Annotated in this window: 17 protein-coding genes; 12 read left to right on the forward strand and 5 right to left on the reverse strand. The window is 51.0% G+C overall.

What is annotated here, in order from left to right; translation table 11 throughout:
- Positions 1-188 precede the first annotated feature (188 nt).
- From ACKGJP_RS11315 to ACKGJP_RS11345, 7 genes are all read left to right on the forward strand, one after another.
- Complete coding sequence (locus ACKGJP_RS11315; protein WP_409345754.1) at positions 189-1,589, forward strand: ammonium transporter; 1,401 nt, start codon at positions 189-191, stop codon at positions 1,587-1,589.
- 37 nt (positions 1,590-1,626) lie between these two features.
- Positions 1,627-2,721, forward strand: coding sequence for a DUF294 nucleotidyltransferase-like domain-containing protein (locus ACKGJP_RS11320; RefSeq protein ID WP_409345755.1), 1,095 nt, complete (start codon positions 1,627-1,629; stop codon positions 2,719-2,721).
- Between the two features lie 103 nt (positions 2,722-2,824).
- Positions 2,825-3,577: an exonuclease domain-containing protein gene (locus ACKGJP_RS11325; RefSeq protein WP_409345756.1), complete on the forward strand. Its 753-nt coding sequence runs from the start codon at positions 2,825-2,827 to the stop codon at positions 3,575-3,577.
- A gap of 516 nt (positions 3,578-4,093) precedes the next feature.
- Positions 4,094-6,145 (forward strand): AraC family transcriptional regulator, encoded by a 2,052-nt coding sequence (locus tag ACKGJP_RS11330; protein WP_409345757.1) that lies wholly within the window; start codon positions 4,094-4,096, stop codon positions 6,143-6,145.
- Between the two features lie 283 nt (positions 6,146-6,428).
- On the forward strand, positions 6,429-7,364 hold the full coding sequence (locus ACKGJP_RS11335) for an ABC transporter permease (RefSeq protein WP_409345758.1): 936 nt from the start codon (positions 6,429-6,431) through the stop codon (positions 7,362-7,364).
- A gap of 12 nt (positions 7,365-7,376) precedes the next feature.
- Positions 7,377-8,243, forward strand: a complete 867-nt coding sequence (locus ACKGJP_RS11340; protein ID WP_409345759.1) for a carbohydrate ABC transporter permease — start codon at positions 7,377-7,379, stop codon at positions 8,241-8,243.
- A gap of 29 nt (positions 8,244-8,272) precedes the next feature.
- Complete coding sequence (locus ACKGJP_RS11345) at positions 8,273-9,808, forward strand: ABC transporter substrate-binding protein (protein WP_409345760.1); 1,536 nt, start codon at positions 8,273-8,275, stop codon at positions 9,806-9,808.
- Positions 9,809-9,908: 100 nt separating this feature from the next.
- Here the strand turns inward: ACKGJP_RS11345 and ACKGJP_RS11350 are convergent, their stop codons facing one another.
- Positions 9,909-10,346, reverse strand: a complete 438-nt coding sequence (locus ACKGJP_RS11350; RefSeq protein ID WP_409345761.1) for a Mov34/MPN/PAD-1 family protein — start codon at positions 10,344-10,346, stop codon at positions 9,909-9,911.
- Positions 10,347-10,419: 73 nt separating this feature from the next.
- Positions 10,420-11,718: an MFS transporter gene (locus tag ACKGJP_RS11355; protein ID WP_409345762.1), complete on the reverse strand. Its 1,299-nt coding sequence runs from the start codon at positions 11,716-11,718 to the stop codon at positions 10,420-10,422.
- 235 nt (positions 11,719-11,953) lie between these two features.
- Between ACKGJP_RS11355 and ACKGJP_RS11360 the strand changes: the two genes are divergently transcribed.
- A complete protein-coding gene (locus ACKGJP_RS11360) occupies positions 11,954-12,502 on the forward strand; it encodes a TlpA family protein disulfide reductase (RefSeq protein ID WP_409345763.1) in 549 nt (182 codons plus the stop codon).
- 910 nt (positions 12,503-13,412) lie between these two features.
- On the opposite strand, the gene cimA is transcribed toward ACKGJP_RS11360, so the two are convergent.
- Complete coding sequence (gene cimA / locus ACKGJP_RS11365) at positions 13,413-15,029, reverse strand: citramalate synthase (RefSeq protein ID WP_409345764.1); 1,617 nt, start codon at positions 15,027-15,029, stop codon at positions 13,413-13,415.
- A gap of 214 nt (positions 15,030-15,243) precedes the next feature.
- Here cimA and ACKGJP_RS11370 point away from each other — a divergent pair, with 214 nt between their 5' ends.
- The 3 genes from ACKGJP_RS11370 to ACKGJP_RS11380 all read left to right on the forward strand — a co-directional run bounded on the left by ACKGJP_RS11370 (position 15,244) and on the right by ACKGJP_RS11380 (position 17,043).
- Entirely contained in the window at positions 15,244-15,408 is a 165-nt protein-coding gene (locus ACKGJP_RS11370) for a hypothetical protein (RefSeq protein ID WP_409345765.1), read from the forward strand.
- Positions 15,395-16,702, forward strand: coding sequence for a DNA polymerase IV (locus ACKGJP_RS11375; RefSeq protein ID WP_409345766.1), 1,308 nt, complete (start codon positions 15,395-15,397; stop codon positions 16,700-16,702). The genes ACKGJP_RS11370 and ACKGJP_RS11375 overlap by 14 nt, the downstream gene beginning before the upstream one ends.
- A gap of 104 nt (positions 16,703-16,806) precedes the next feature.
- Positions 16,807-17,043, forward strand: a complete 237-nt coding sequence (locus ACKGJP_RS11380) for a ferredoxin (protein WP_409345767.1) — start codon at positions 16,807-16,809, stop codon at positions 17,041-17,043.
- A 111-nt stretch (positions 17,044-17,154) separates the two neighbouring features.
- On the opposite strand, the gene ACKGJP_RS11385 is transcribed toward ACKGJP_RS11380, so the two are convergent.
- Together ACKGJP_RS11385 and ACKGJP_RS11390 are read right to left on the reverse strand one after the other, a co-directional pair.
- The gene (locus ACKGJP_RS11385) at positions 17,155-17,367 is read right to left on the reverse strand and encodes a hypothetical protein (RefSeq protein WP_409345768.1); all 213 of its coding nucleotides are present in this window, start codon (positions 17,365-17,367) and stop codon (positions 17,155-17,157) included.
- A 15-nt stretch (positions 17,368-17,382) separates the two neighbouring features.
- Positions 17,383-19,170 carry a CHASE2 domain-containing protein gene (locus ACKGJP_RS11390; protein ID WP_409345769.1) on the reverse strand — a complete coding sequence of 596 codons (1,788 nt, stop codon included), beginning with the start codon at positions 19,168-19,170 and terminating at the stop codon, positions 17,383-17,385.
- A 256-nt stretch (positions 19,171-19,426) separates the two neighbouring features.
- Here ACKGJP_RS11390 and ACKGJP_RS11395 point away from each other — a divergent pair, with 256 nt between their 5' ends.
- A complete protein-coding gene (locus ACKGJP_RS11395) occupies positions 19,427-23,191 on the forward strand; it encodes a fibronectin type III domain-containing protein (RefSeq protein ID WP_409345770.1) in 3,765 nt (1,254 codons plus the stop codon).
- The last annotated feature ends 5 nt before the right edge of the window (positions 23,192-23,196 follow it).

Here is a 23,196-nt window from a genome sequence, read left to right on the forward strand (position 1 = left end):
TTGTGAAAATAGCTTATATGTTATAAATGATAACATTATAATAGAATTATAGGATGAATGTACGGGTTTTTAACAAAAAAACGGCGAAAAACAGAAAAATAGGTGTTGTAATTCCTAACATGAGTAATGTATAATGACGACAACAGGCAAATCAATGTTATAAAACCTAACACAAAGGAGAGGTCAGGATGAAAAGAAAAGTGATGGCGTCTGTTGCGGGGATGCTGCTTTTGTTCCCAACGCTAGCGTTCGCGGAAGACGCGACGGCTGCACAGCTGCAATCGGCAATTAACTCGGTATGGGTCATGGTTGCGGCAATACTCGTTATCTTCATGCAAGCGGGCTTCGCATTATTGGAAGCGGGATCCACCCGGATGAAAAATGCCGGTCACGTCGCCGGTAAAACGATTTTGACTTTCGGGATTTGCGCAGTGGCTTTCTGGGCTGTCGGTTTCGGATTCGCATTCGGCGACGGCAACAGCATCATAGGGACGACTGGCTTTTTCGTAAACGGTACGATAGAACAAGCGGAAGCGGCTTTCAGTTCGCTCGGCTTCTCCGATATTAATATCAGCATCAAGTTTATGTTCCAGCTCGCTTTTGCAGGCGTATCGCTGGCGATTGCCTTCGGCGGTTTTGCGGAACGCGGCAAGCTTCCGGTTTACTTCATCTTTAGCATTCTGTTTACGGTCATCATTTATCCGATCGTCGCTCACTGGGTTTGGGGCGGCGGCTGGCTCTCCAAAATCGGCATGCAGGATTTTGCCGGCTCGACGGTCGTGCATTTGCAAGGCGCAACGGCGGCTTTGGTCGCGACGCTGCTTCTGAAACCGCGTATCGGCAAATATAATAAAGACCGCACGCCTAATTTGATTCCCGGTCACAACCAAGTTCTTTCGGTCCTCGGCGTCGTTATTCTGTGGATCGGCTGGTTCGGATTTAACCCTGGCAGTACGCTTAGCGCAATGGGAGACGGCTTCTTCGGCTATATTGCCTTGACGACGAACCTTGCGGCGGCAGCCGGCGGCGTAGCGGCACTCCTTATTTCCTGGATGTACTTCGGCAAAGCGGACATTCCAAGCATGTTGAACGGCGTTCTTGCCGCTCTTGTCGCCATTACCGCATCTTGCGCTTACGTCGAGCCCTGGGCGGCGGTCGTTATCGGTGCCATCGCAGGTATCATTACCTTCTTTACGGCTCAATGGTTCGAACGAGGCGGCGTGGACGATCCGGTTTTCGCTTTCTCGGTTCACGGTATTGCAGGCGTTTGGGGAACATTGTCCACGGGTATTTTTGCAACGGAGAAACTGGCTACTCAGAACGGTGTCGGTAAAGCGGGTCTTCTGTACGGCGGCGGATTCGAACAGCTTGGGGTTCAAGCGCTCGGCGTATTCGGAGCATTCGTGTTCGTCTTCATCATCAGCTTTGTTATCCTTAGCATTCTGAAATATACGGTAGGTCTGCGCGTTACGGAAGAAGAAGAAATCGTCGGTCTCGACTTGAGCGAGCACGGCAGCTACGGCTATCCGGAGCAAATGAAGAAAATCGCCGGCGAAGGCGGAGACGCTTCACGCTCGACAACGGCTTGATTCCGATAGACAAACGATGATCTTAGGGGGAAGCTGCATGCTTGCATTCGTTCCGGAACGGTCGGTATTCGCGCAAATCAAGCAAGCGTCCGGCGTCGAGGAGCTTCGCGGCATTCGCGAGGGGCTCCATACCGAATGGCTTAAGCAGCTTCCCGACTCTGTAGACGGAGATTGGCATACAGAGGTAAACGGCATACACGACGCTTTAATTCGCCGCACGATTGAGCTCGCGGAAATGAAGCTTGCGGAACAGGGAGAGGGAACTCCTCCTGTTCCTTACGTGTTTGTGCTGTTCGGAAGCGGCGGGCGTTCGGAGCAAACGCTTTGCAGCGATCAAGATAACGGACTGATCTATGCCGACTCCGGGCCGCTTACGGCCATGAGGGCGGATTCGTATTTTCAGAAGCTTGCCGAAACGATCGTCGCCGGGCTGATTGCGCTAGGCTATCCTCCATGCAGTGGGGAAGTGTTATGCAGTAACCGCTTATGGAGGCGGCCGGTATCGGCATGGCGCAAAACGTTGAGAGACTGGCTGATCGACCGAACGTGGGAAAATGTGCGCTACCTGCTTGTCGTTGCGGATATGCGGCCGGTGTACGGAGAAGCCGATTTGGCGGTTCAGGTTGCGGAAGAACTGCATCGTTATATGAAGGAACATCGGGGGTCTTTAAAAGAATTGCTGGCCAACACCATCCACCGCAAAGTATCGCTAACGCCCTTCGGACGGCTGGTGACGGAACGTTACGGTGAGGATGCCGGCGGTGTAGATATCAAGTATGGCTGCTACATTCCGTTCGTGAATGCGGTCCGCCTGCTGGCGCTGCAGCGCAATCAGCATGAACCCACTACGCTTGGACGAATCCGCGCCTTGCAGGCGTGCGGAGAGCTTACGCGAAGCGATGCGTCTTACTGGACGGATGCATTCTTGCGCATATTGAAGCTGCGCGCCCAAACGCCGATCCAAGTAGAGGGAGGCGTTTACCAGACAAGAGGGAAGCTGACGGCCGGCCAGCTTACGCGCGAAAGAATGCGGGAACTGAAGCTCTGCCTCCGTGCAGGCATGGAAGCGGCAAAGCATGTACACAAGTCGGTATCCGCCGACTTGGCTGCCGTACGCGGGAACGAGGAGTAAAGCGCATGCATGTACGGTTGGTTTCGGGCCCTGCAATGTAGACGGATGAAGCTGCCGAAGCATTTTCGTCACTTTGTGGGGATTAGGATTGGAGGCGATCCGCATGAACGACAGGGGACGCTTGTCAAAAATGTGGGAATACTACAAGATGGGCGGGTTGTCGCCCGCCATTACATCGATTTACAACGGAAAGAGCGCTCAGCAAATGGCTTTCATCCGCTCCATGATGAAGGAGCAGCGTCAGCGGAGCTTATTCGATATCCCGCTGTCGGGGATGGAAGCGGTCGTTTTCGATTTGGAGACGACCGGCTTTTCGCCTTATCATGGAGACGAGATCATTTCGATCGGCGCCGTATCGGTTATCGGAGCGGAAGTGAAGGAAGACGATACCTTCTATAGCGAGGTCAATCCGGAGCGTCTGATTCCCGATCATATCGTAGAGCTTACGGGAATTACCAACGAGCAGATCGCCGGCGCGCCCAAGCTGATGGAAGCGCTGCGTCATTTTCTTCATTTCGTACAGCAGAAGGTGCTGGTCGTGCACGGAAGCGGGCATGATAAACGATTTCTGAATTCGGCACTTTGGCGCACGTCGAAGGTTAACATGACCCATCGGATGCTCGATACGATGATGATCGCCAAATGGCTGCGGCCGGGAACGAAATACCACGGACTGGATGAAATGCTGGATGCGTACAGGATCGAGCCGATGCAGAGGCATCATGCGTTGTACGATGCGGTCATGACCGCTAAGCTGTGGTCGGCCATGACAGAGGAGATTTCGGAGCGAGGCATTACGACGCTTGGAGATTTATATGTCGGATTGAGTCACCATGAGGGGACGACTTCTCTGTAAGACTGCCATAAGCCAGATTAAAAGAGGACAGACCGAATGTATTTCATTCGACTGTCCTCTTAGTCGATGGAACCGATCTATTGCCGTAAACCTCAACCTCGTAAAGATATGCCACACGGGTCATTGTAGCATCGAATCCGTCGATGGGACTAGTTCTCATTGTCCGGATCCGGTTCTCAAAGAACGAATCCTCCGGTTCTGAATTGCCGTTTCGTTATTGAAAAGCCGCCCTCCGCCTCCTTGCCGAAATCATCCTGCGAAACTTGGGTTTTCATAGTTTACAACAATGAAAATTCCAGTATAATAAACAACGCTTCTTGTATTTTTCGATAAATGAAAGCGATTTCGATGAGCTAGGGGGGATGATCCATCAAGCTGCATTTAAGAACGACCTATGTACGTATTTTTTTGTGGAGCTGCATCATTCTTTCCATTATTATCATTCCGTTCTCCTTATTTTTGACAAATCGCTTCTCCAATTACGCGTATGAGCAGAGCGGAGATTTCAACCGGGAGATGATCCGCCAAACAGTGGAACGGACGGAATATATCCTGATGAAACTGAAATCGTACAGCTTGAACATCTATGAAGACCAAACGATTCAAAATTGGATCTATGATCAGACCGACGATGCGATGGCCGATGCCGAAGCGCTCCGGGTATTGACGAATTATTTGGCGAATGAGCCGTTTATCGAAAGAGCTTACTTGATCAATACTAGACTGGAAAAAACGATATCCTCCCAAGTCGGACTGGTTCGATTTCCGGATTTTTCGGATAAAGACATATTGCGCCGAGTGAACGCGGAACCCCCGGATTTTTTACGGTATTTCGACCATCGGATCGGCGATACTGCGTACTTGTCGCTCATCATTCCTTCAACGCCCGCAAGGAAAAATCATTACGGCTATCTGGTCGTACTCCTCGACAAAAAGAAGCTGCAGAACCTTTTCATGACCGATTACGCCGAAACCGGCAACGGACTGATGGTACTGGATCATTCAGGCAAGTCGATTTTGGGCGAGACGGTCGGGCCGAACCTGGAAAAGCTTAACGCCATGCGAAAGGATTCGGAGAACGGCTCCTTCGAATTGGTCGAAGGCGGGGTCAAATGGTTTGTCAATTACGCAGCGATGCACTCGCAGGAATGGACGATGTATTCGTACACCGAATTAAAAACATTCAGGCAAAAAGCTCAATCGTTCAAGTCATCGATCGTCATGTATACGCTTCTTCTGCTCACCGTGCTGCTTTTGGCGGCATTTTGGCATTCGCAACGGTTTTTCGGACCGTTCCGCCGTCTGGCGGACCAGCTGCAGCGCAAGGTTGGCCTCCATGCCCAGAGCGACTATGGCGTTATCGAGCAGGGAGTGGAACTTCTCCGCAACCATTACTCGCTTATTAAAGCGGAATATTTACGCCAATGGATTTTGCAGGGAAGGCTGAATCAAAGCGCACGGGAAGCGATCTCGCGCGAATCCGGGCTGCTAGACTCCGATATCGTCCGGCTTGCGGTCGTCAAAATCGATTCGTACAGCGCATTCTCGGAGAAATACGATTTCGGTTCGCGCAAGCTGATGAAATACGCAATGGGCAACATTGCCGAAGAACTTCTCCGGGGTCCCGGCAGAGTTGTCGAAGTCGTCGATTTCGGTGGGGATCATACCGCCGTTCTCATTGGGGAAGCAAATCCGGAAAGCGATTTGAGCGGCAATCTGAGGGCCGTCAGGAGGGAGGTTGAGAAAAGCATAGGCCTAAACGTAACGATTGCGGTAAGCGATGCCCGGCACGTGCATGACGACCTTCGTAAAGTGTACGACGATATAAGCGAACTTGCGATGTTCAAGTTTATTAGCGGCGAAGACAAAATATATACCGAGCAAGACTATGAGCATTACTTGGAGACGCACCGCCCGATACTGGACGACGCGATGATCGAACAGTTGATACAGTCCGTCCGGAGCGGCAAAGAGGAGAAGACGCTATCGGAACTGGAGACGTTGTTTCTCAACCTCCAGACGCTGAAATATTCGGAATGCAAATTTCAGCTCAGTCTTCTTTTTTTCGCGATCGTCAAGTCGTTTAACAAGTTGACGTCGATTAAGAGCGTCGAAGGCATTGAGAAGCATTTGGAGCGGTTTTCCACGTTAAGCGAAGTTAGCGATTGGATGAAGGAAGAACTTGTGAGGATCATTCAACTGCTAACTAGCCAGAAAGGCTTCAGCCGCAAAGATAAAGTGGTGGAAGAAATGGTGGAATACGTGCAATTCCATATTCACGATCCGATGCTTTCGGTCGATGACGTTGCCGAACACGTATCCTTGTCTGTCAAATATGTCCGTCAATTGTTCGACGATGTGCGAGGTATTTCGCTATCGAACTATATTCTGAATGCGCGTATTGAGAAAGTGAAGGAGCTTCTCGGGAAAACCGGCCTGCCTATCGCGGATATATCCGAACAGTCGGGGTTCCAAACCAAAAGCCATTTCTTTACTGCGTTCAAAAAAGCGACGGGCATGACCCCGAGCCAATACCGAACAAGTTACGCGAACGAAACGAAAGCATAAGCGTTAGCCGTCTCCAGCCGGGAGGCGGCATTTTTTTATCGGATTTTTCGGTTCCCCGCAAAATAATGGATGAACCTTAATCGAAGCAATCCGAGGATACGGGACCCGGTACCTCGCCGGGAAAATCAGAACCTTCCTATTTTCCTTTTGAGAACCCGATTCGGACTTTGAGAACTAGGCCAATCGACTGTTCCGGTGCTACGATGACCCGTGTGAAGCGACTGCAGGGTTATCGGACTCCGCGTTGCTAGGTAACGATCTTACGGGAAAGGAGGGATAAACCATGAAACGACAACGGGGGCTCGGATGGGGAGTGGCTGCCGAGTTCGCGAGAAATCGCTACTTGTATTTACTTGCGCTTCCCGGCACGCTGTTCCTTATCGTGTTCGCTTACGTTCCGATGTCTGCGCATCTGCTCGCGTTTAAAAGCTTCCGGTTATCCGAAGGATTGTGGGGCAGCAAATGGGTGGGTTTCGACAATTTCAAGTATTTCTTCCACGGGAACGACTGGATTCGCGTCACTTACAATACGTTGCTGCTGAACGGATTGTTTCTTGTTTTCGGAATAGGTTGCGCGGTCATGTTGGCGATTTTTTTGAACGAGATTGGCAATCAGTGGTTTAAAAGATTCACGCAATCGTTTATTTTCCTGCCGTACTTTATTTCGTGGCTAGTCGTCAGCATGATGACTCAAACGTTGTTAGGGACTACGGAAGGATTGTTAAACCGAATGCTGCATGTTTTCGGATTTGACGGGATCGAATGGTATTTGACGCCGGGCGTATGGCCGTACATCTTGACGATCGTCTACGTATGGAAATTTGCGGGATACACATCCATTATTTTTTTGGCGGGAATCACCGGCATTTCCCCGGATTATTACGAAAGCGCCAAAATCGAAGGGGCAAGCCGCTGGCAGCAGATCGTGCATATCACTTTGCCGCTGCTCCGTCCCGTCATCATGATTATGGTTCTGCTCGGCATCGGCCGCATTTTTTACGGCGACTTCGGCATGATTTATGCCATCGTTGGGGATATCGGCGTTTTGTATCCGACAACGGATGTCATCGATACGTTTGCTTATCGCGCCTTGCGGCAGCTTGGCAACTTCAGTACGTCCTCCGCCGTTATCGTCTATCAATCCGTTCTGGGGCTCATTACGGTCGTCATATTCAATGCGATCGCCCGGAAAATCGATGCGGACTCCAGATTGTTCTAAGGTGTGGTAGAAATGCAGGAACGATTATTCAGTATCATGATTTACACGGTTTTGTTAGCGGCTGCCATTTTCTGTTTCGTCCCGTTCTGGCTTGTCTTCATAAACTCGTTTGCGACCGAGTCCAGCATCCAGACGCTCGGGTATCAGTTCATGCCGCGCGGATTCAGTATTCAAGCCTATGAATTTCTTCTGTCGGGGAAGCAATTGTTTCGGAGTTACGGGGTGACGTTGTTCGTGACGGTTGTCGGAACGGTGTTGTCTGTAATAATAACGGCATCTTACGCTTATGCTTTATCCCATCAAAAAGTGAAGTACAGGAACGTTCTTTCGTTTTTGACATACTTTACGATGCTGTTCGGAGCGGGCTTGGTCGGCTTTTACATGCTGGTAGCAAATTGGCTGGGCTTGAAGGATTCGGTTTGGGCGCTTATTTTGCCGTACTTGCTGAACCCGTTCTATGCCTTTATCCTGGTTTCGTATTTCCGGACGCTGCCTTATGAGCTGAATGAAGCGGCGACGGTGGACGGCGCCAACGATCTCGTCATTTTTTTTCGTATCATATGGCCGATTTCGATCCCCGTCATCGCAACGGTCAGCCTATTTTTTGCACTGCAGTATTGGAACGATTGGTATTTGTCGCTCTTGTTCATCGACGACTACAAGCTGCACCCGCTGCAAATGATGATTCGCCAATTGATGTCGAATTTGAATGCCAAGGCGTACGTGTCGGGCAGTCAAACGGAGTATAACGTCGTCGTGCCGACATACGGCATGCAGCTCGCGATCGTTTGCGTGACGATCGGACCGATTTTGTTCGTGTATCCGTTCATACAAAAATATTTTGTCAAAGGCATTATGATCGGAGCCGTAAAAGGATAATGACTTTTGAAAAAAATGGGGGATTGAGCATGAAACGTTTCGTTTCTTTAAGCATCGCATCCGTACTGGCGCTGTCAGCACTGGCGGGCTGCAGTAAAACGGATGAAAACGGCAAGGGGAAAGAGCAGGCGCCCTATTCGAATCAGCTGCCGCAAGTTACGCTCAAAATCATGATTCCCGGCGACCGGCCGCCCGATATGGATTTGATTGTCGCCGAGGCGGAAAAACGGATGAAAGATACGGTGAACGCCAAGCTCGACATCGTTTTCGTCCCTTGGTCCGATCTTGCGCAAAAGACGCAGGTGACGCTCGCATCCGGCGAAAATATGGATTTGATTTTCGACGCTCCCTGGTTACACATTAACCAAATGATTTCGAACGGCTACTACGAACCTCTCGACGATCTGCTTTCCAAGTACGGCAAAACGGTGCTCGACAAGCGTCCGAAGCAAATGTGGGATGCCAACAAATACGACGGTAAAATAATGGCCATTCCGCTAGGCGTAAGCTATATGTCCGGGAACTCGTACTTTATTCGCAAAGACCTCCGAGAGAAACTGGGTATCGCGCCGATTAAAACGTACGAGGACATGATCAAATTCGCTTATGCGGTCAAGGAGAAGGAAAAGGGGATCGTGCCGATGACGGCCGCAGGGTCGACGGGGCAGCAGCATTATTCGCTCGTTGCGCACCGTTCGTTGAACGATTACAAAACCCATGTAAGGCCGACCCACGCTTTGGGCAGTTCCCTTATGCTCTATTATAAGAACAACGACGGCAAAGTATTTAATCTGTTCGAAGACAAAGAACCGGTCTGGACATGGCTTACCGAAGCCCGCAAGCAATATGAGGATGGGCTGATTTATAAAGATATTCTTTCGGCCAAAGATTTCCAGCAGCTATTCAAAACGGGCAAAGCGGCTGTTACGCCTAACGGCGCGTTCGGCATCAGCAAGGAATTCGTCAAAACGCTCAAAGACAACTCGCCGGGGGCGGACGTCGAAACGGTGACATTCTTCGATAAGACCAAGGGTGCCAATTACGCCAACTTTAAACAGTGGAACTTCCTCGCTGTTCCGAAGGTCAGCAAGAACAAAGAGCGGGCCCTGATGTTCTTGAACTGGGCGAACGAGAAAGACAATTACGACCTGCTTTCGTATGGTATTAAAGGCAAGCATTGGGAAGAAGTCGGGAAAGATAAAATGAAAATGCTCGATACGACCAATTACTACGCATTCGGCTTCGTATGGGTGTGGAACCCGGTTGACGAGCGTGCCGATGCCGAGGGCGATCCCGCTCAAGAAGAGCTGAACGCGGTATTACGCGACGCGAATAACTTTACGGCGGACATTTTGACCGGATTCGAATTTGACAGCGCCTCCGTTCAGAACGACATCAGTCAGTACAACACGGTCGAAGCGAAATATTACCCGGCCTTGTTCAACGGCGTGCTCGATCCGAACGAGACGATGAAAAAGTTCGAGGCCGAAGCGGGACCCGCGCTTAAGAAAATCCAAAAAGAGCTGCAAAAACAGATCGACGCCTTCCTGGCGAAGAAAAAATAAGTTGGTCAAAAAGATGACCGCCTTTAATCCGAAACGGATCGAAGGCGGTCTCTTTACGGTATCGGAAAGTCCAGACGCAACTGACTAGCGATAGGCGACATTAGTAAGGGGATATTTTCAACTGCTGTTGTTGGAAACGGCCCTGTTCCATTCGGTAAGCGCGAATGTCCGGCTGATTAGGACCGAGCAGCGAGACGATCCAATAAGTAGCAAACGACCACAGGCTGTTTTCGTCCAAGCGGGAAGGGATGGCTTTCGTTAACGGGTGCGAGTGCACGATGCCGACCATGCGGTCTTGTAAGGATATCGAACCCAAGCTCCCTGCGGATTGCCGAATAACGATTTCAACCCATTCGCAAGGATCGAATGAAAACCGATTTAGCGGGTTTTCCGCCGCATTGAGCATCGGAACAAAACCGCTTATTCGTACAGACTCGCCATCTGAAGTTCCCAGCAGTACGCCGCATGCCTCGTTAGGCAGCTCGTTCAAACAATGTGTTATTATTTCTTGAATGACTTCTTGATTTGCTCTTACCACGACATATCCATCTCCCAGCAAGCAACGTCACGTTCCGCAAGCAGCCTATTTTAGAATAGTACTACATTTACGGTCAATTGACCTGCCCTTCCGGTTTAATAAGGAAGAAGACAAGTCCAAGCGTGACGGCTGATAGAACGGAAACCGTAATAAAGACGGATGCGTGCGACTTGTCCATCATCCAGCCGAACAGCGGCGGACCGAAGGCCACGCCGATAAAGCGCAAGCTGTTGTAAAGCGAAGTAATCATGCCGCGTTCCGCTTTTTCGACGGAGCCGGTAATCATGGTGTTCAAGCAGGGCAGCAGAAGTCCGGTTCCGATGCTGCTGATGGTCAGCAAGCCAATGAACAAGTAAATGTTGTGAAACAGAAAAATGGTGCCTACGGAGGCGGCGGTCATCAGCGAGAGTCCCGTAATCATGAGAATCCGCATGAGGGGGCCGTTTTTCTTGATTTTGCTGCCGGTTATATAGGAGGTCGTCACCATGCCGAGCAGGGGAATGGCTAGAACAAAGCCTTTCATGACGCCCTCGATCGAATAAGGCGGCTCCTCGAGCACATTGGACAAATAAAAAAGGACGCCGAACAAAATAAACAAAGCAAGCGAGCCGGCCACGAACGACGAGATGAGCCAGCGTCCTTTGGATTTGAGGATGGACAAGATTTTTCGGCAATATTCCTTCAGGTTCGGCGGTTCATTCTCTTTGGGAGGTTCCTTGATGATCCACATGATCGCCACGATGGCCAGCAAGCAGAAGAACGGAAAAGCGAAAAAAGCGGCATACCATACGATCAAAGCGAGTAAAGAGCCGAAAATCGGACTGACTACCTTGCCTGTTCCATTGGACGCTTCGGTAAGTCCGAGCGCTTTGCTTTCCGTGCCGTCCTTATACATGTCCCCGACAAGCGCCATGGCAATAGGGGCGGTTCCTGCAGCTCCCATGCCTTGCAGCGCTCTCGCGACAATAATGACCCAATACGATCCCCATACGGCTCCGAAGCCTGCAAGCAATCCGGCTGCTCCGTACAAGATAAGCGAGGGGATCATCACGGCTTTTCGCGAGAAGCGGTCCGACAAATAACCGGAAACCGGAATGACCAGGCCTGCTGTGATGGAAAATAGGGTGATGACCAGGCTGCTTTGGAATTTGGTGATGCCGAGTTCCTTGATCATATCGGGCAATATGGGGACCAGCATCGAATTGCCTAGCACCAGAACAAGCGGTACGGTGGCAATGGCGATGAATTCCCATACTTGGCCTTTGCGTTTGCCTTTTGGTGACGGCTGTTGTTGGCCGGCATCCGTATCGTCATCTTCTTCGATCATGCTTTCAAATACGACGCTAAGCCGTTTCGCCTTTGCTTTAGCCATAGCTGCCTTCCTTTCGCGGGGTTCTGTACTGCACCGAAAATGCGAGTTGACATGATGGGCTACCGTTACTGTTCCCGCGGCGGCTCTGATGCATACTTCTGTGGGCGGAAGGCGAACAAAGCCATAATTCCCAAATCGTTCACATTCCGGCTTGCCGGAACGGGATGAAAAGCGTGCGAAAATGGGTATAATAGTAGGAACTGCACAAGTATGTCGAACGAAAGGATCCGACCGAATGAAACGAAATATGGTGGTACTGTTGGCCGTTTTGGTCTTGGCCGGGTTTGCCGTTTATCAGAATAGCTCCGCAAACGAAAAAGAATCCTATGCCCAAACCGCTGCGCCCACAGAAACAGCGCCGAAGCCGGATTACTTAGCCCCGGGCTTCACATTGACCGGCTTGGACGGTCAAGCCTACGAGGTGGGCGGTAAGCGCGATAAGCCGCTTTTTTTGAATTTTTGGGCTTCATGGTGCGGTCCTTGCGAGCTGGAAGCGCCGGATTTGAAAAAAATGTACGACAAGTATAAGGATAAGTTCGATTTATACGCCGTAAACATTACCAAAAACGACAGGCTTGACGATGCGAAAGATTTTGTGAAGCAGTTCGACTTTAAGTTTCCGGTACTGCTCGATAAAGACGGCAAGGTAACGGAGATGTACCGGTTTCAGTACATTCCGACCAGCTTTCTGATCGACCGAAACGGCGTCGTGCGCGAGGTGATCCACGTGCTGGAGCCGAAGGAGCTGGAGCGTAAGATTAAGAAGTTGATTGAAACGGAGTAATGATTTCCGACCCCTCCTAAATCCTCCCCTTCCACAGCGCTTCAATCGAACAAGTTCTCGAATTGAAGCGCTAAGGGGAGGACCCCAGAGGACGCCGCCCTCTGGACTCCCGCCAAGGGCCCTGCCCTCGGACTCCCGAATACTGAGGACACCGTCCTCAGCCTCCCAAGTCAACAAACGCTACAACTGACAGAGACGGATAGAAGAGTGGATTCCCCGGCGAACTAATACGGTTGGTCATCATAACGAAGAAGCTACCCATCTGTCGGATAGCTTCTTTGTTTATATTTCGTTATTTCTCAATCGCCGCAGACGCCACACCCGCCATAGTCACACAGCCACCAGAGCAACCACAACTTCTACTTTTGTTAAAGCCGCCGCAGACGCCACAGCCACCCAAAACCGTGACAACCCTTACAATCGCTGCTATCGCAATAGACGGCATAACCCAGTACAGACACAAACCATCATAGACACAAACCCGCACAGACACAAACCAGCATAGACACGCACCGCCGCTGTCCCACCACGGGAAGGACGCCACAATACATCGCAGATACCACAAACTAACTTGTGGTGGTTTTTTAACGTCGTCTAAATCGTCGCTTATGCGAATTCCGACGGATATAGAAGACTCTAGCGTCGTCTATATACCCCGAAATGGCCATTTTTGCCGATTTTTAACCGGATAAGAGTCTTTAGCGTCGTCTAAATTTTGTCTTTTGAGGAAATACGCGAAATTAGCAGTCTTTGGCGGAGTCTATTTGCTCAGTGTACGACTTAGCGACTATGCGAAGATTAAGGTACGGCAAGTCGATCAAGCATGTACCAAAAAAACTCCCGAACACCGGAGTTAAGGGGCTCCGGTGTTCGGGAGTGTACGAGAGTATATGGGCGGGTAAGCAGCCGATCAGTGATTCACCAATCCGAGCTGCTGGCGCTGCGGATCGTGTCCGGCTACGACTGGCTGTTTGCCGATCAAGGCATAGCGCATACTGTCGACGAGCGCTTCCCAGCTCGCTTCAATGATGTTGCTGGAGACGCCGACCGTACTCCAACTGCTCTCGATGTTTTGGGATTCGATCAAGACGCGGACTTTGGCTGCGGTCGTTTCTTTCTCGTCAAGAACGCGTACTTTATAATCGGACAGATGCATCGATTGGATGACCGGGTAAAACTGTACGAGCGCTTTCCGCAGCGCATTATCGAGAGCGTTGACCGGTCCGTTGCCTTCCGCGACCGTAAACATCGTTTCGCCGTGGACGGTTACCTTGACGATCGCCTCGGAAATAACGGGGCGATTGCTCGACTTTTCGACGGAAATTTTAAACGATTCGAGCGTGAATACTTCTTCCAGCTGGCCTGAAGCTTGACGGAGAAGCAGTTCGAGAGAGGCGTCGGCGCCTTCGAACTGATAGCCTTGGTGCTCCAGGTCTTTGATTTTATCGATGACGGCGCGTGTATCGGCGTTGTCCATATTCATGTCCAGGTTAAGCTCCTGCGCTTTGACAAGCACATTGCTTTGCCCGGCCAGCTCGGAAACGAGTACCCGCTGCTTGTTCCCAACAAGTTCGGGCGCGATATGCTCATACGTTTTGGAGTCGCGCATAATGGCCGAAACGTGAATGCCGCCTTTGTGAGCGAAAGCGGCGTTGCCTACGTATGCTTGACCTACCGGCATGTGGACGTTCGCAATTTCGCTGATATAGCGGGCGTTGCTTGTCAAAGAGCCGAGTTGCTCGCCGGAAATGCACGAATAGCCGAGCTTAAGCTGTAGATTAGGGATGATGGAGCAGAGGTTGGCGTTGCCGCAGCGTTCCCCGTACCCGTTAATCGTTCCTTGTACTTGTCTTGCTCCCGCCTGTACGGCGGCCAGTGTGTTCGCTACAGCCAGCTCGCAGTCATTATGCGTATGAATCCCGATCGGCGCCTTGATTTCGGCTGCTACGCGCGAGACGATTTCATGAATTTCGCCCGGCATCGTGCCGCCGTTCGTATCGCACAGCACGATCCAGTCGGTGCCGGCTTCCGCCGCTTTTTTCAGCGCCGCCATGGCGTACTCCGGGTTGTTTTTATAACCGTCGAAAAAATGCTCCGCATCGTAAATCGCTTCAATGCCTTTCAGTTTCAAGTAAGCGAGCGATTCGTAGATCATGGCGAGATTTTCTTCGAGCGTCGTTTGAAGCGCCGTATGCACGTGGAAATCCCAAGCTTTCCCTACTAGGGTAGCCGCAGGGACGCCGGATTCGACGATCCGGTTAAGGCTGGTGTCGTGTTCGGCGATGGAGTTTTTGCGTCTGGTGCTGCCGAACGCCGTGATTTTAGCTTGCATGGGGAATTGCTTGATACGCTGAAAAAATTCAATGTCCTTGCCGTTGCTTCCCGGATTGCCGCCTTCAATATAATGAACGCCGAGCGCGTTAAGCTTTAAAGCGATTTTGAGTTTATCGTCAGCCGTTAGACTGATGCCTTCGCCTTGTGTGCCGTCTCGGAGGGTAGTATCGAAGATCGAAATTTGATTTGCCATGGTTGCGCCCCCTATAACTGTGCATCGAAATATAATGAGTAATTATAGCACACATTCCGCCCATTGTGGACAGTTTTCCGCGCTGTGTGGACAAAATGGAGGTGAAAGTCTCTTAAGAAATCGAATGCCCCATGCGAAAAGCCGCATTGCTTGACCATGGATAATCTGACATGTATGCTGAAATGGGTTTAACCTTCTGGAGGTGGATTAGCCGATGGCGACAAAAGAAGCCGAAACGCCGAGAACCGTCCCCATGCTGCTTCATGCTTGCAAAAGCGAGGCTGATACCGAGCCCGACTTCCTTAAAGTCTCGATGCTTCGCCAAGCGGGAAGCCAGCCTGGAGCAGTCGGGATTCCGTGTACCTATGAAGCCGAATAACGATTTTTATCCGAAGAACGGAAGGGTTATCCTTCATATCGATATGAACGCGTTCTACTGCTCCGTACACGAGGCGGTCGAACCGGATAAATACAAGAATAAGCCGATTGCCGTCGCAGGCAGCGTCGAGCTGCGCAAGGGGATAGTCGTGACCTCCTCCTATGCGGCAAGAGCGAAAGGCGTTAGAACGGGGATGCAGGTTCGGCAAGCGCTCAAGGTTTGCCCCGAGCTGGAGCTGATACGGCCGAATTTCGAGCTGTACCGGCAATTTTCCCGCAGGTTTATGAAAATTTGTTACAGTTACTCGCCGCTAGTGGAGACGATGTCGATAGACGAATGCTTCGTCGATATTACCGGCTCGAAGCAATTCGGCACTCCGCTCGATATCGCCTCCGCAATTCAGACGCGCATTCGCGACGAGCTCCAGCTGCCATGCTCGGTGGGGGTTGCTCCGAATAAGCTTCTGGCGAAGATGGCGTCCGATATGAAAAAGCCCAACGGGCTGACCGTCTTGCGCTTGCGCGACGTGCCTGAGCTTCTGTGGGGCAAGCCGTGCGTCCAATTGTACGGAATCGGGGGGCGAACGGGGGACAAGCTGACGAAGCTGAACATCCGGACGATCGGCGAGCTTGCGAAAGCCGACGAAACGCTGCTCAAACGCGAATTTGGCGTCGTGGGGGCTTGGTTGAAGCAAGCGGCGAGCGGCATCGACCATTCGCCCGTGCAAGCGGAGCAGGAAGCGAGCAAGTCGATCGGCCATACGACGACGCTGCCGCAGGATGTAAGGGATACGGCGGACGCCCAGCGGGTTTTTCTGAACTTGTCCGATCAAGTCGCAAGGCGCCTTCGAAGGCAAGGCTTGGTCGCCTCTACGGTTCAAATCACCATTCGCGATCCCGAGATGAAAACGATCACGAGGTCGCTGACTCTGGAAGTGCCTAGCGAAAATATGGAGGATTTCTACCGGACCGCCTGTTCTCTCTACGCCAAGCATTGGTCCAAGGGCAAGCCGGCCAGGCTCCTCGGTATTACGCTGCAAAATCTTCAGCCTAAAGAGGAAGCGGCAATACAGCTTGATCTGATGACCTTCGAGCACCAGCCCAAGAAAGAGCAACTCAACAAGGCGATGGACCGCATACGCGACAAATACGGCGAGGACGCGATTTTGACTGCCGGTATGCTGGGAGACGATCCGTCGGCACTGATCAGGAATCACAAGCTGCGGGGAACCTCTCTGCAGATGGATCATTTGAAGCCCGGCTCAAAGGATGACAAGCACCCGTTGGAAGGGTAATCGTTCTCGGTATGAGCACGGTACCTTCGATTTAAAGCATTTGAACTTTCGGGTGTTTTGTATTATAGTAACGATTGAGGATATTTTCGAGGAGGAATTATGACATGGCAAAATACACATGGGTCGAAAAAGATACTTGCATCGCTTGCGGAGCATGCGGCGCAACAGCACCCGACATTTACGACTACGACGATGAAGGACTAGCGGAAGTCATTTTCGACGGCGACGGCAACCACGGCGTTACCGAAATTCCGGATGACCTCTACGACGATCTGCAAGACGCACAAGACGGCTGCCCGACAGACTCGATTAAAGTGGCAGACGCTCCATTCAATAAGTAATTGGTGCTACAACCTATATAGAAAAGAAAGGGCTGCCCATGCGCGTACGCATGTGGGACAGCCCTTCGCCATGTAAAAGCCGGCCGGTCCACGGGCCGGCTTTATTTGCCGTCAAGGAGCTTCTCGGAGAGAGGCTCCTTGAAGTATTTGTCTCGCTTCCTTCAGCGCGCGAATGATCGTCTCGAGCTGCTCCGCTTCATCAATATGAAGCGTAACGTAACGGGGAACGCTTCCGCTTGAGCTTAATTCGATCATACATTGCTTCCGTTCGTCGTCGACTACAATTTCGAGCTGTTCCATGGAAAGAACGTTCACCCATGCCATCCGTGCACCCCTTCTTCACTCCGGCGTTTTCACATGACCGAGCACCTCGTATAGCTTGACCGGCACGCTTTTGCCTTTCATCATTTTCTCGCCGATACAGTTGTACTCGAAATAGCTTTGCGTCCGTTCGTAGGTCGCTTCCGAAACGAGCACCTGATTCGGCTGCGTATTCGATTCGATCCGCGCCGCCGTATTGACATTATCGCCGATTGCCGTGTAATCGACCCGCAGGTAGGAACCGATGTTGCCGACGACAACCTCGCCGGTGTTGATGCCGATGCCGACGGCGATCGTCACGCCGTATTTGTCCTCTACGTCCTTCCGCACCTTCTCCATCCCTTTTTGGATTTCGTAGGCCGTTTTGACCGCATAGTATTCATGATGTTCGACATCGAGCGGAGCGTTGAACAAAATCATCGCCGCGTCACCAATAAACTTATCGATCGTGCCGTGATTGACGAGCGCTTTCTCCGTAATCAAGTCGAACATCATATTGAGGAAGCCGACGACCTCTTCCGGCGTCAGCTTTTCTGACAACGGAGTAAAGCCCCTCACGTCGAGGAATAGAACGGTCAGCTCCTTGCTGATGCCTCCGAGCTTGATTTCCTGATCGCTTTTGGCGATTTCCTTAACGAGCTCCGGCGAAATGTAGCGGCCGAACTGTTTCGTAATATAGTTTTTTTGCTTCGTCTCGAAGTAGGTCTTGATCGAAATGTTCACCAAGAAAGCTAACAGCAGAGCGGCAATCGGGTTGACGGTGTTAATAAACAGATCGCGTGAGCCGAACAGCCAATATTGGGCGATCAGCAGCAGAGCGATGGCGGCGAAAACGATGATCACGCTCACCGTCGGCTTCAATCTCCAAGTGACGAACAGCGCCAGCGCAATCATAATGGCAATTATGGAATAAGTTACGCCAAGTCCGGCCGATTTTATCTGGTTGTCGTAAAGGAACTGATTGACGATGTTGGCGTGGACGTACACGAGCTTCGTTTTTTTCTCGATCGGCGTTATGCCGTCGTCATTCTCAAAGCCGTTGGCGGTAAAGCCGACGATGACGATGCGGTCCTTAAGCTTCGGGGTGCCGTTCAATATTTTGGAAACCGGCTGGTAATCGAAATCCGAGGAAAGCATGTCGTACCGGATTTCCATCTCTTTGTCCGGATAACGGTCCAGCGCTTTCTTGACGTCGACCCCGGCCAGCTCCGCCGTTTTGACAGCGAGGGAATCGATCGTTCCTTGCGGCGTTTGAATTTGCAGAAACGTATTCCGGATCACCCCGTCGTTATCGGTGGCGGCATTGATATGCGCGTTATGGGTCAGCTTGTAGAAATCCGGCAGCGAGGTCGTCAGCCCCTTGGCCTGAATCGGCTGATCCGGCAAGTGCACGGCCATCGAAGTGTTGTCGAAAGAGTTATAGCTTCCTTCGAATACCGCCTGCGCCGGGAAAATGATGTTTTTATGCTTGGCCAGGACGTCGGCAAGCGCTTTGTCGCTTTCGACATTGCTCTTTTCATTAAACATGACGTCGAAGGCGATCGCTTTCGCTCCCGCTTGCTCGAGCTTGTCGATCAGGGTGGCGAATACCTTGCGGTCCCACGGCCAAGCTCCGATTTCCTTCAGCGATTCGTCGTCGATGCCGACGACTACGATGTCGTGACCGTTGTCGTGCGACATGGTCGATTTCATATTGAAATCGTACAAGGCGTTGTTCCAAACCGACAGCGCGCTGATCAGCAGGAAGCAGATGAGGAGGGTCGGAACGTTTCCGATAATGGCGGCAATCCACAGTTTTCTTTTCATAATCGACTCCCGTTTACGGTATAGGTTATTGTTGCTAAGGCTAACGGCCTATTCTATCTATCTCTCACAATAATATAAAAGGGAATCGTTCTCAATACAAAAGCTGACATTTACAATCGATTTACGTCGAAATGTACGGAAATCCTTAGTCCGGCAAGGAAAAACGAACAAATCTCGACAAAATAAGATTGTCAATTGGTTGACCCAAACGTAAAATAAACATAGGAAGAAACAGGATGGAGGAAGGAGATTTCCAGTGAAGAGAAAGCTGTACGCATACGTGTCGCTAGTATTGTGTTTTACGCTGTTGTTCGGCTCGTTTTCGTTATGGAAAGCAGCGCCGGCAGAAGCCAAATCGACCAGGATTGCGATCGTGGACGAGGTTGGCGGGACCGTCAACGTCAAGAGCGCAGGAGGATCAAAGTCCTACGAGGCTTATGTGGACATGGCGCTTAACGAGGGAGATTACATAACGACGGAAGAAGATTCCTACTTGGTCGTCAAAATTAAAGATACCGAGGACGAGCTGACGATCGGGGCAAATTCCGAAATATACGTATCGGATTTGGCAGTCAAAGGATCCGGCAAGAAGTCCAAGATCAAAATGTGGGCCGGCTCGCTCTGGTCCTCCGTTAAAAAGCTTGCGGGTGTCGACGAGTTCGAGGTCGAGACGCCGACGGCGGTTATGGGCGTGCGCGGGACGAATGTGCTCACAACGGTGAATCCGGTAACCGGCCAATCCTCTTACACCGCGTTGTCCGGGTTTCTCAGGGTGATATCGAACCAACGCGATGCAAAGGGACTGAACGGCCAAACGCTAGTTCTCCCCTCGCAGCAAATTAGCCTGGATAGCGGGGAAGAGCTCGATGACTTGGGAACGAAGCTCGGCATAGTCGATACGAATGAAATCGTGAAGCAAGCATCGGCTAAGATCATTGAAGCGATCTTGAAGAATAAAGCCGATATCGACCGGGAGAACGACGAATTTATTCAGAAGAAGAAGAAAGAGCTGGAACAAGGAACAAGCGGCAGCGACGATGGTTCGCTTATTATCAAAGACCAGAACGAATTGGATAAAGTAAACAAAAACTTGAACAATCTGATCGGGAACGTGATCAAATCGGCCATCCAGAACGGCAAAGTGGATAAGGAGGAGCTCCAGAAACGAATTGACGCTGCCAATAGCAAAACGAACGATCCTGCCAAGAAGCTCGATTTGAACAAGGTCGAAGAGCTCGATAAAACGGCCGGCACGGATCCCGAACGTGAAAAGGCTAAAAAAACCGCTCTCGAGCGGCTGGAGTTGGAGAAAAAGAAGCGGGCTGAAGCAGCGAAAGCGTCGGCCGATAAAATCAAGAAGCAGCTTGAGCTTATCCTGCTGCAAATCGAATTAGATAAAAAAAGGCTAAGCGAGGCCAATGCGAACAGTTTAAAGCAGCAGCAGGAAAAAGCGAAGCAAGAGCTGCTGAACAAGATGACTCCCGAGGAGCGCAAGCGGTTCGAAGAGGCGGAGCGAAAGAATCAGCCGACACCGACTCCTGCGCCGACGGATTCGTCCGGCACCGGTACGACGGTGCAGCCACCGTCGGCACCGGCCAATGTAGTTGCGGTAGCCCTTCCGGACGGCAAAGTAAAGCTGTCGTGGGGTTCCGTAAGCGGAGCGACATCGTATTCGGTTCTGCGCAGTACGAAGCAAGATGGAGAATATGTCTCTGCAGCGAACGGCTTAAGCAATACAAGTTATACGGATAGCGACACGGTCACGGGAACTTCTTACTATTATAAAATCATTGCCCGCAATAATGGGGGAAATAGCCAAGCGTCGCCGATCGCCTATGCGTTGTCGCAAATCGCGAAACCCGGCAAGCCCTCCATTAAAGGAATTTCGGCAGGCGACGGAAAAGTAGGACTGTCGTGGGAAAGCGTTTCGAATGCGGATAGTTACACGGTAAAACGCAGTTTATCGGAAGTCGGTCCGTTCACGGATGTAAAAACGGGATTGAAGGAAACGGTCTATGAAGATACGGGATTGACGAACGGGACGAATTACTACTATCAAGTGTATGCCGTCAACGCAGGCGGTGAAAGCGAACCTTCCTCTCCGGTTCATGCGCTTCCGCAAGCCAAGCCTTCTATACCGACAGGAGTAACCGCTGCACCCGGCGATAGTATCATAACCTTGACGTGGTCCGGCGTAGAGGGGGCGACAAGCTATACCGTGAAGCGGAGCTTGGAGGCAAACGGTCCGTTCGAGACCGTTGAGAGCGGACTTACGACAAACACCTTCATTGATACCGCTTTGACGAACGGCCAAAAATATTATTACCTTGTCATCGCAGTAAATGCGGTAGGCGAGAGCGAAGCGTCTTTGGTCGCATACGGAACGCCGCAAATCGAGAAACCGGGCAAGCCTTTCATTCCTTTGGTTTCATCCGGCAATGGCCAAGTCAGTCTTTCCTGGCTTGCTGTCACAGGTGCAACTTCTTATACGGTGAAGCGCGGGTTGTCGCGTACAGGGTCGTTTACGGAAACGGCAAGCGGTTTGACGGGGTTGACCTATGTGGATCAAAATTTAACGAACGGGACGGAGTATTTCTATCAGATCATTGCCGTCAACGCGGGCGGCGAAAGCGTACCGTCCGATATTGTCAGCACGGTACCGAATGTGCCTATGCCATCGCCTGTAGATCAATTGACCGCAACTGTCGAAGCTTCGAAAGTGAAGCTTAGTTGGAAGGCTAACGGAGCATGGACGGAAGGCTACAAGGTGATGCGAAGTACAACCGCTAACGAGGGGTACGTACTAGTAAACACACTGGCAAGCACGGAGAACAGCTATGCCGATGTGAATGTCATGATCGGCACCACGTATTACTACAAAATCGTTTCGTATAATAGCGCTGGAATAGTAGAATCGGAAACGGTGCACGCCATCCCTCTGCCGCCGGCTCCGACCGATCTGGGGGCAACGACCGGAGACGGCCAAGTTCCGTTGTTTTGGACGGCAGTTACAGGTGCCAGCGGCTACAAGATCAAGAGAAGCGACAGCATGTTCAGCGGCTATACCGTCATTCAAGACAATTGGAGCGGAACCTCTTACGTGGATTTCAATGTTACGAATGATGAAACCTATTATTATAAAGTATCCGCTATAGTAAATGGCGTCGAAAGCGCCGATACGTATGTCGTATTCGTGAAGCCGGAAGCCCCAACGATTCCCGTTACCGGCGTATCGTTCAGTCCGGATTTGTCAGATCTAGAAATGCAGCAGGGCAGGACACATCAAATGGTGTCTGAAATAAATCCGCCAAATGCAACGAACAAAGAGGTTAGCTGGAGCTCGAATAATGAAGCAGTTGCAACCGTTGATAACGAAGGTTTGGTAACAGCCATATCCCCAGGCACTGCTACTATTACCGTAAAGACGGACGATGGCGGGTTTACCAAGTCCATCCAAGTCACCGTCCAACAACCTGTTCCTTCCAACCATATAACGTTCGAGTTGACGCCGAATGCGGGCACTTACGCGGACGGGGAAACGTTGACGCTCAGCGTCTTTGGCGAAAATATACCGAACCTTTACGGCTTGGAAGTGAATTTGAGCGGCCTTCTTCATTATAGTACAGACGGGAATCCGTACCTCAGAATGCTCTCGCTGTCTCCGAATGGTATTGTAGATTCGCAGCTATTCTCCCATGAGAACAGCATAAGCACGCTGCATCCCGTACCATCTGCCATACACGGCTCGGATTCCCCTGGAAAACGTCGCTTTGATTACGTATATGCGGCTCTGTTTGACGGAACTCATGTCAATGAAGATCAAGCGGTTGGAAGCAAAAAGCTGCTGTTCAGGATCCCGCTTAAAGTAGAAGCAATCAAAGGATCGGGTGTCACAGACCAAACGATAGACGGAACGTTGACCGTTAAGGTGCTTATCACGGACAAAACGGGAGAGAAGTCCGTTTACGCGGCTCCGTATACCAAAATCATTACAGCTACGCCAAGAGGTAGTCTGGATTAGTAAGC

Origin of the sequence: Paenibacillus litoralis (genome assembly GCF_046244365.1) — a bacterium.
Classification (GTDB): domain Bacteria; phylum Bacillota; class Bacilli; order Paenibacillales; family NBRC-103111; genus Paenibacillus_V.

Excerpts from the sequence above, each read along its gene's own strand:
- ACKGJP_RS11315 (WP_409345754.1), top strand. The coding sequence starts at position 189 with ATGAAAAGAAAAGTGATGGCGTCTGTTGCGGGGATGCTGCTTTTGTTC.
- ACKGJP_RS11320 (WP_409345755.1), top strand. The coding sequence starts at position 1,627 with ATGCTTGCATTCGTTCCGGAACGGTCGGTATTCGCGCAAATCAAGCAA.
- ACKGJP_RS11325 (WP_409345756.1), top strand. The coding sequence starts at position 2,825 with ATGAACGACAGGGGACGCTTGTCAAAAATGTGGGAATACTACAAGATG.
- ACKGJP_RS11330 (WP_409345757.1), top strand. The coding sequence starts at position 4,094 with ATGATCCGCCAAACAGTGGAACGGACGGAATATATCCTGATGAAACTG.
- ACKGJP_RS11335 (WP_409345758.1), top strand. The coding sequence starts at position 6,429 with ATGAAACGACAACGGGGGCTCGGATGGGGAGTGGCTGCCGAGTTCGCG.
- ACKGJP_RS11340 (WP_409345759.1), top strand. The coding sequence starts at position 7,377 with ATGCAGGAACGATTATTCAGTATCATGATTTACACGGTTTTGTTAGCG.
- ACKGJP_RS11345 (WP_409345760.1), top strand. The coding sequence starts at position 8,273 with ATGAAACGTTTCGTTTCTTTAAGCATCGCATCCGTACTGGCGCTGTCA.
- ACKGJP_RS11355 (WP_409345762.1), bottom strand. The coding sequence starts at position 11,718 with ATGGCTAAAGCAAAGGCGAAACGGCTTAGCGTCGTATTTGAAAGCATG.
- ACKGJP_RS11360 (WP_409345763.1), top strand. The coding sequence starts at position 11,954 with ATGAAACGAAATATGGTGGTACTGTTGGCCGTTTTGGTCTTGGCCGGG.
- cimA (WP_409345764.1), bottom strand. The coding sequence starts at position 15,029 with ATGGCAAATCAAATTTCGATCTTCGATACTACCCTCCGAGACGGCACA.
- ACKGJP_RS11370 (WP_409345765.1), top strand. The coding sequence starts at position 15,244 with ATGGCGACAAAAGAAGCCGAAACGCCGAGAACCGTCCCCATGCTGCTT.
- ACKGJP_RS11375 (WP_409345766.1), top strand. The coding sequence starts at position 15,395 with ATGAAGCCGAATAACGATTTTTATCCGAAGAACGGAAGGGTTATCCTT.
- ACKGJP_RS11380 (WP_409345767.1), top strand. The coding sequence starts at position 16,807 with ATGGCAAAATACACATGGGTCGAAAAAGATACTTGCATCGCTTGCGGA.
- ACKGJP_RS11385 (WP_409345768.1), bottom strand. The coding sequence starts at position 17,367 with ATGGCATGGGTGAACGTTCTTTCCATGGAACAGCTCGAAATTGTAGTC.
- ACKGJP_RS11390 (WP_409345769.1), bottom strand. The coding sequence starts at position 19,170 with ATGAAAAGAAAACTGTGGATTGCCGCCATTATCGGAAACGTTCCGACC.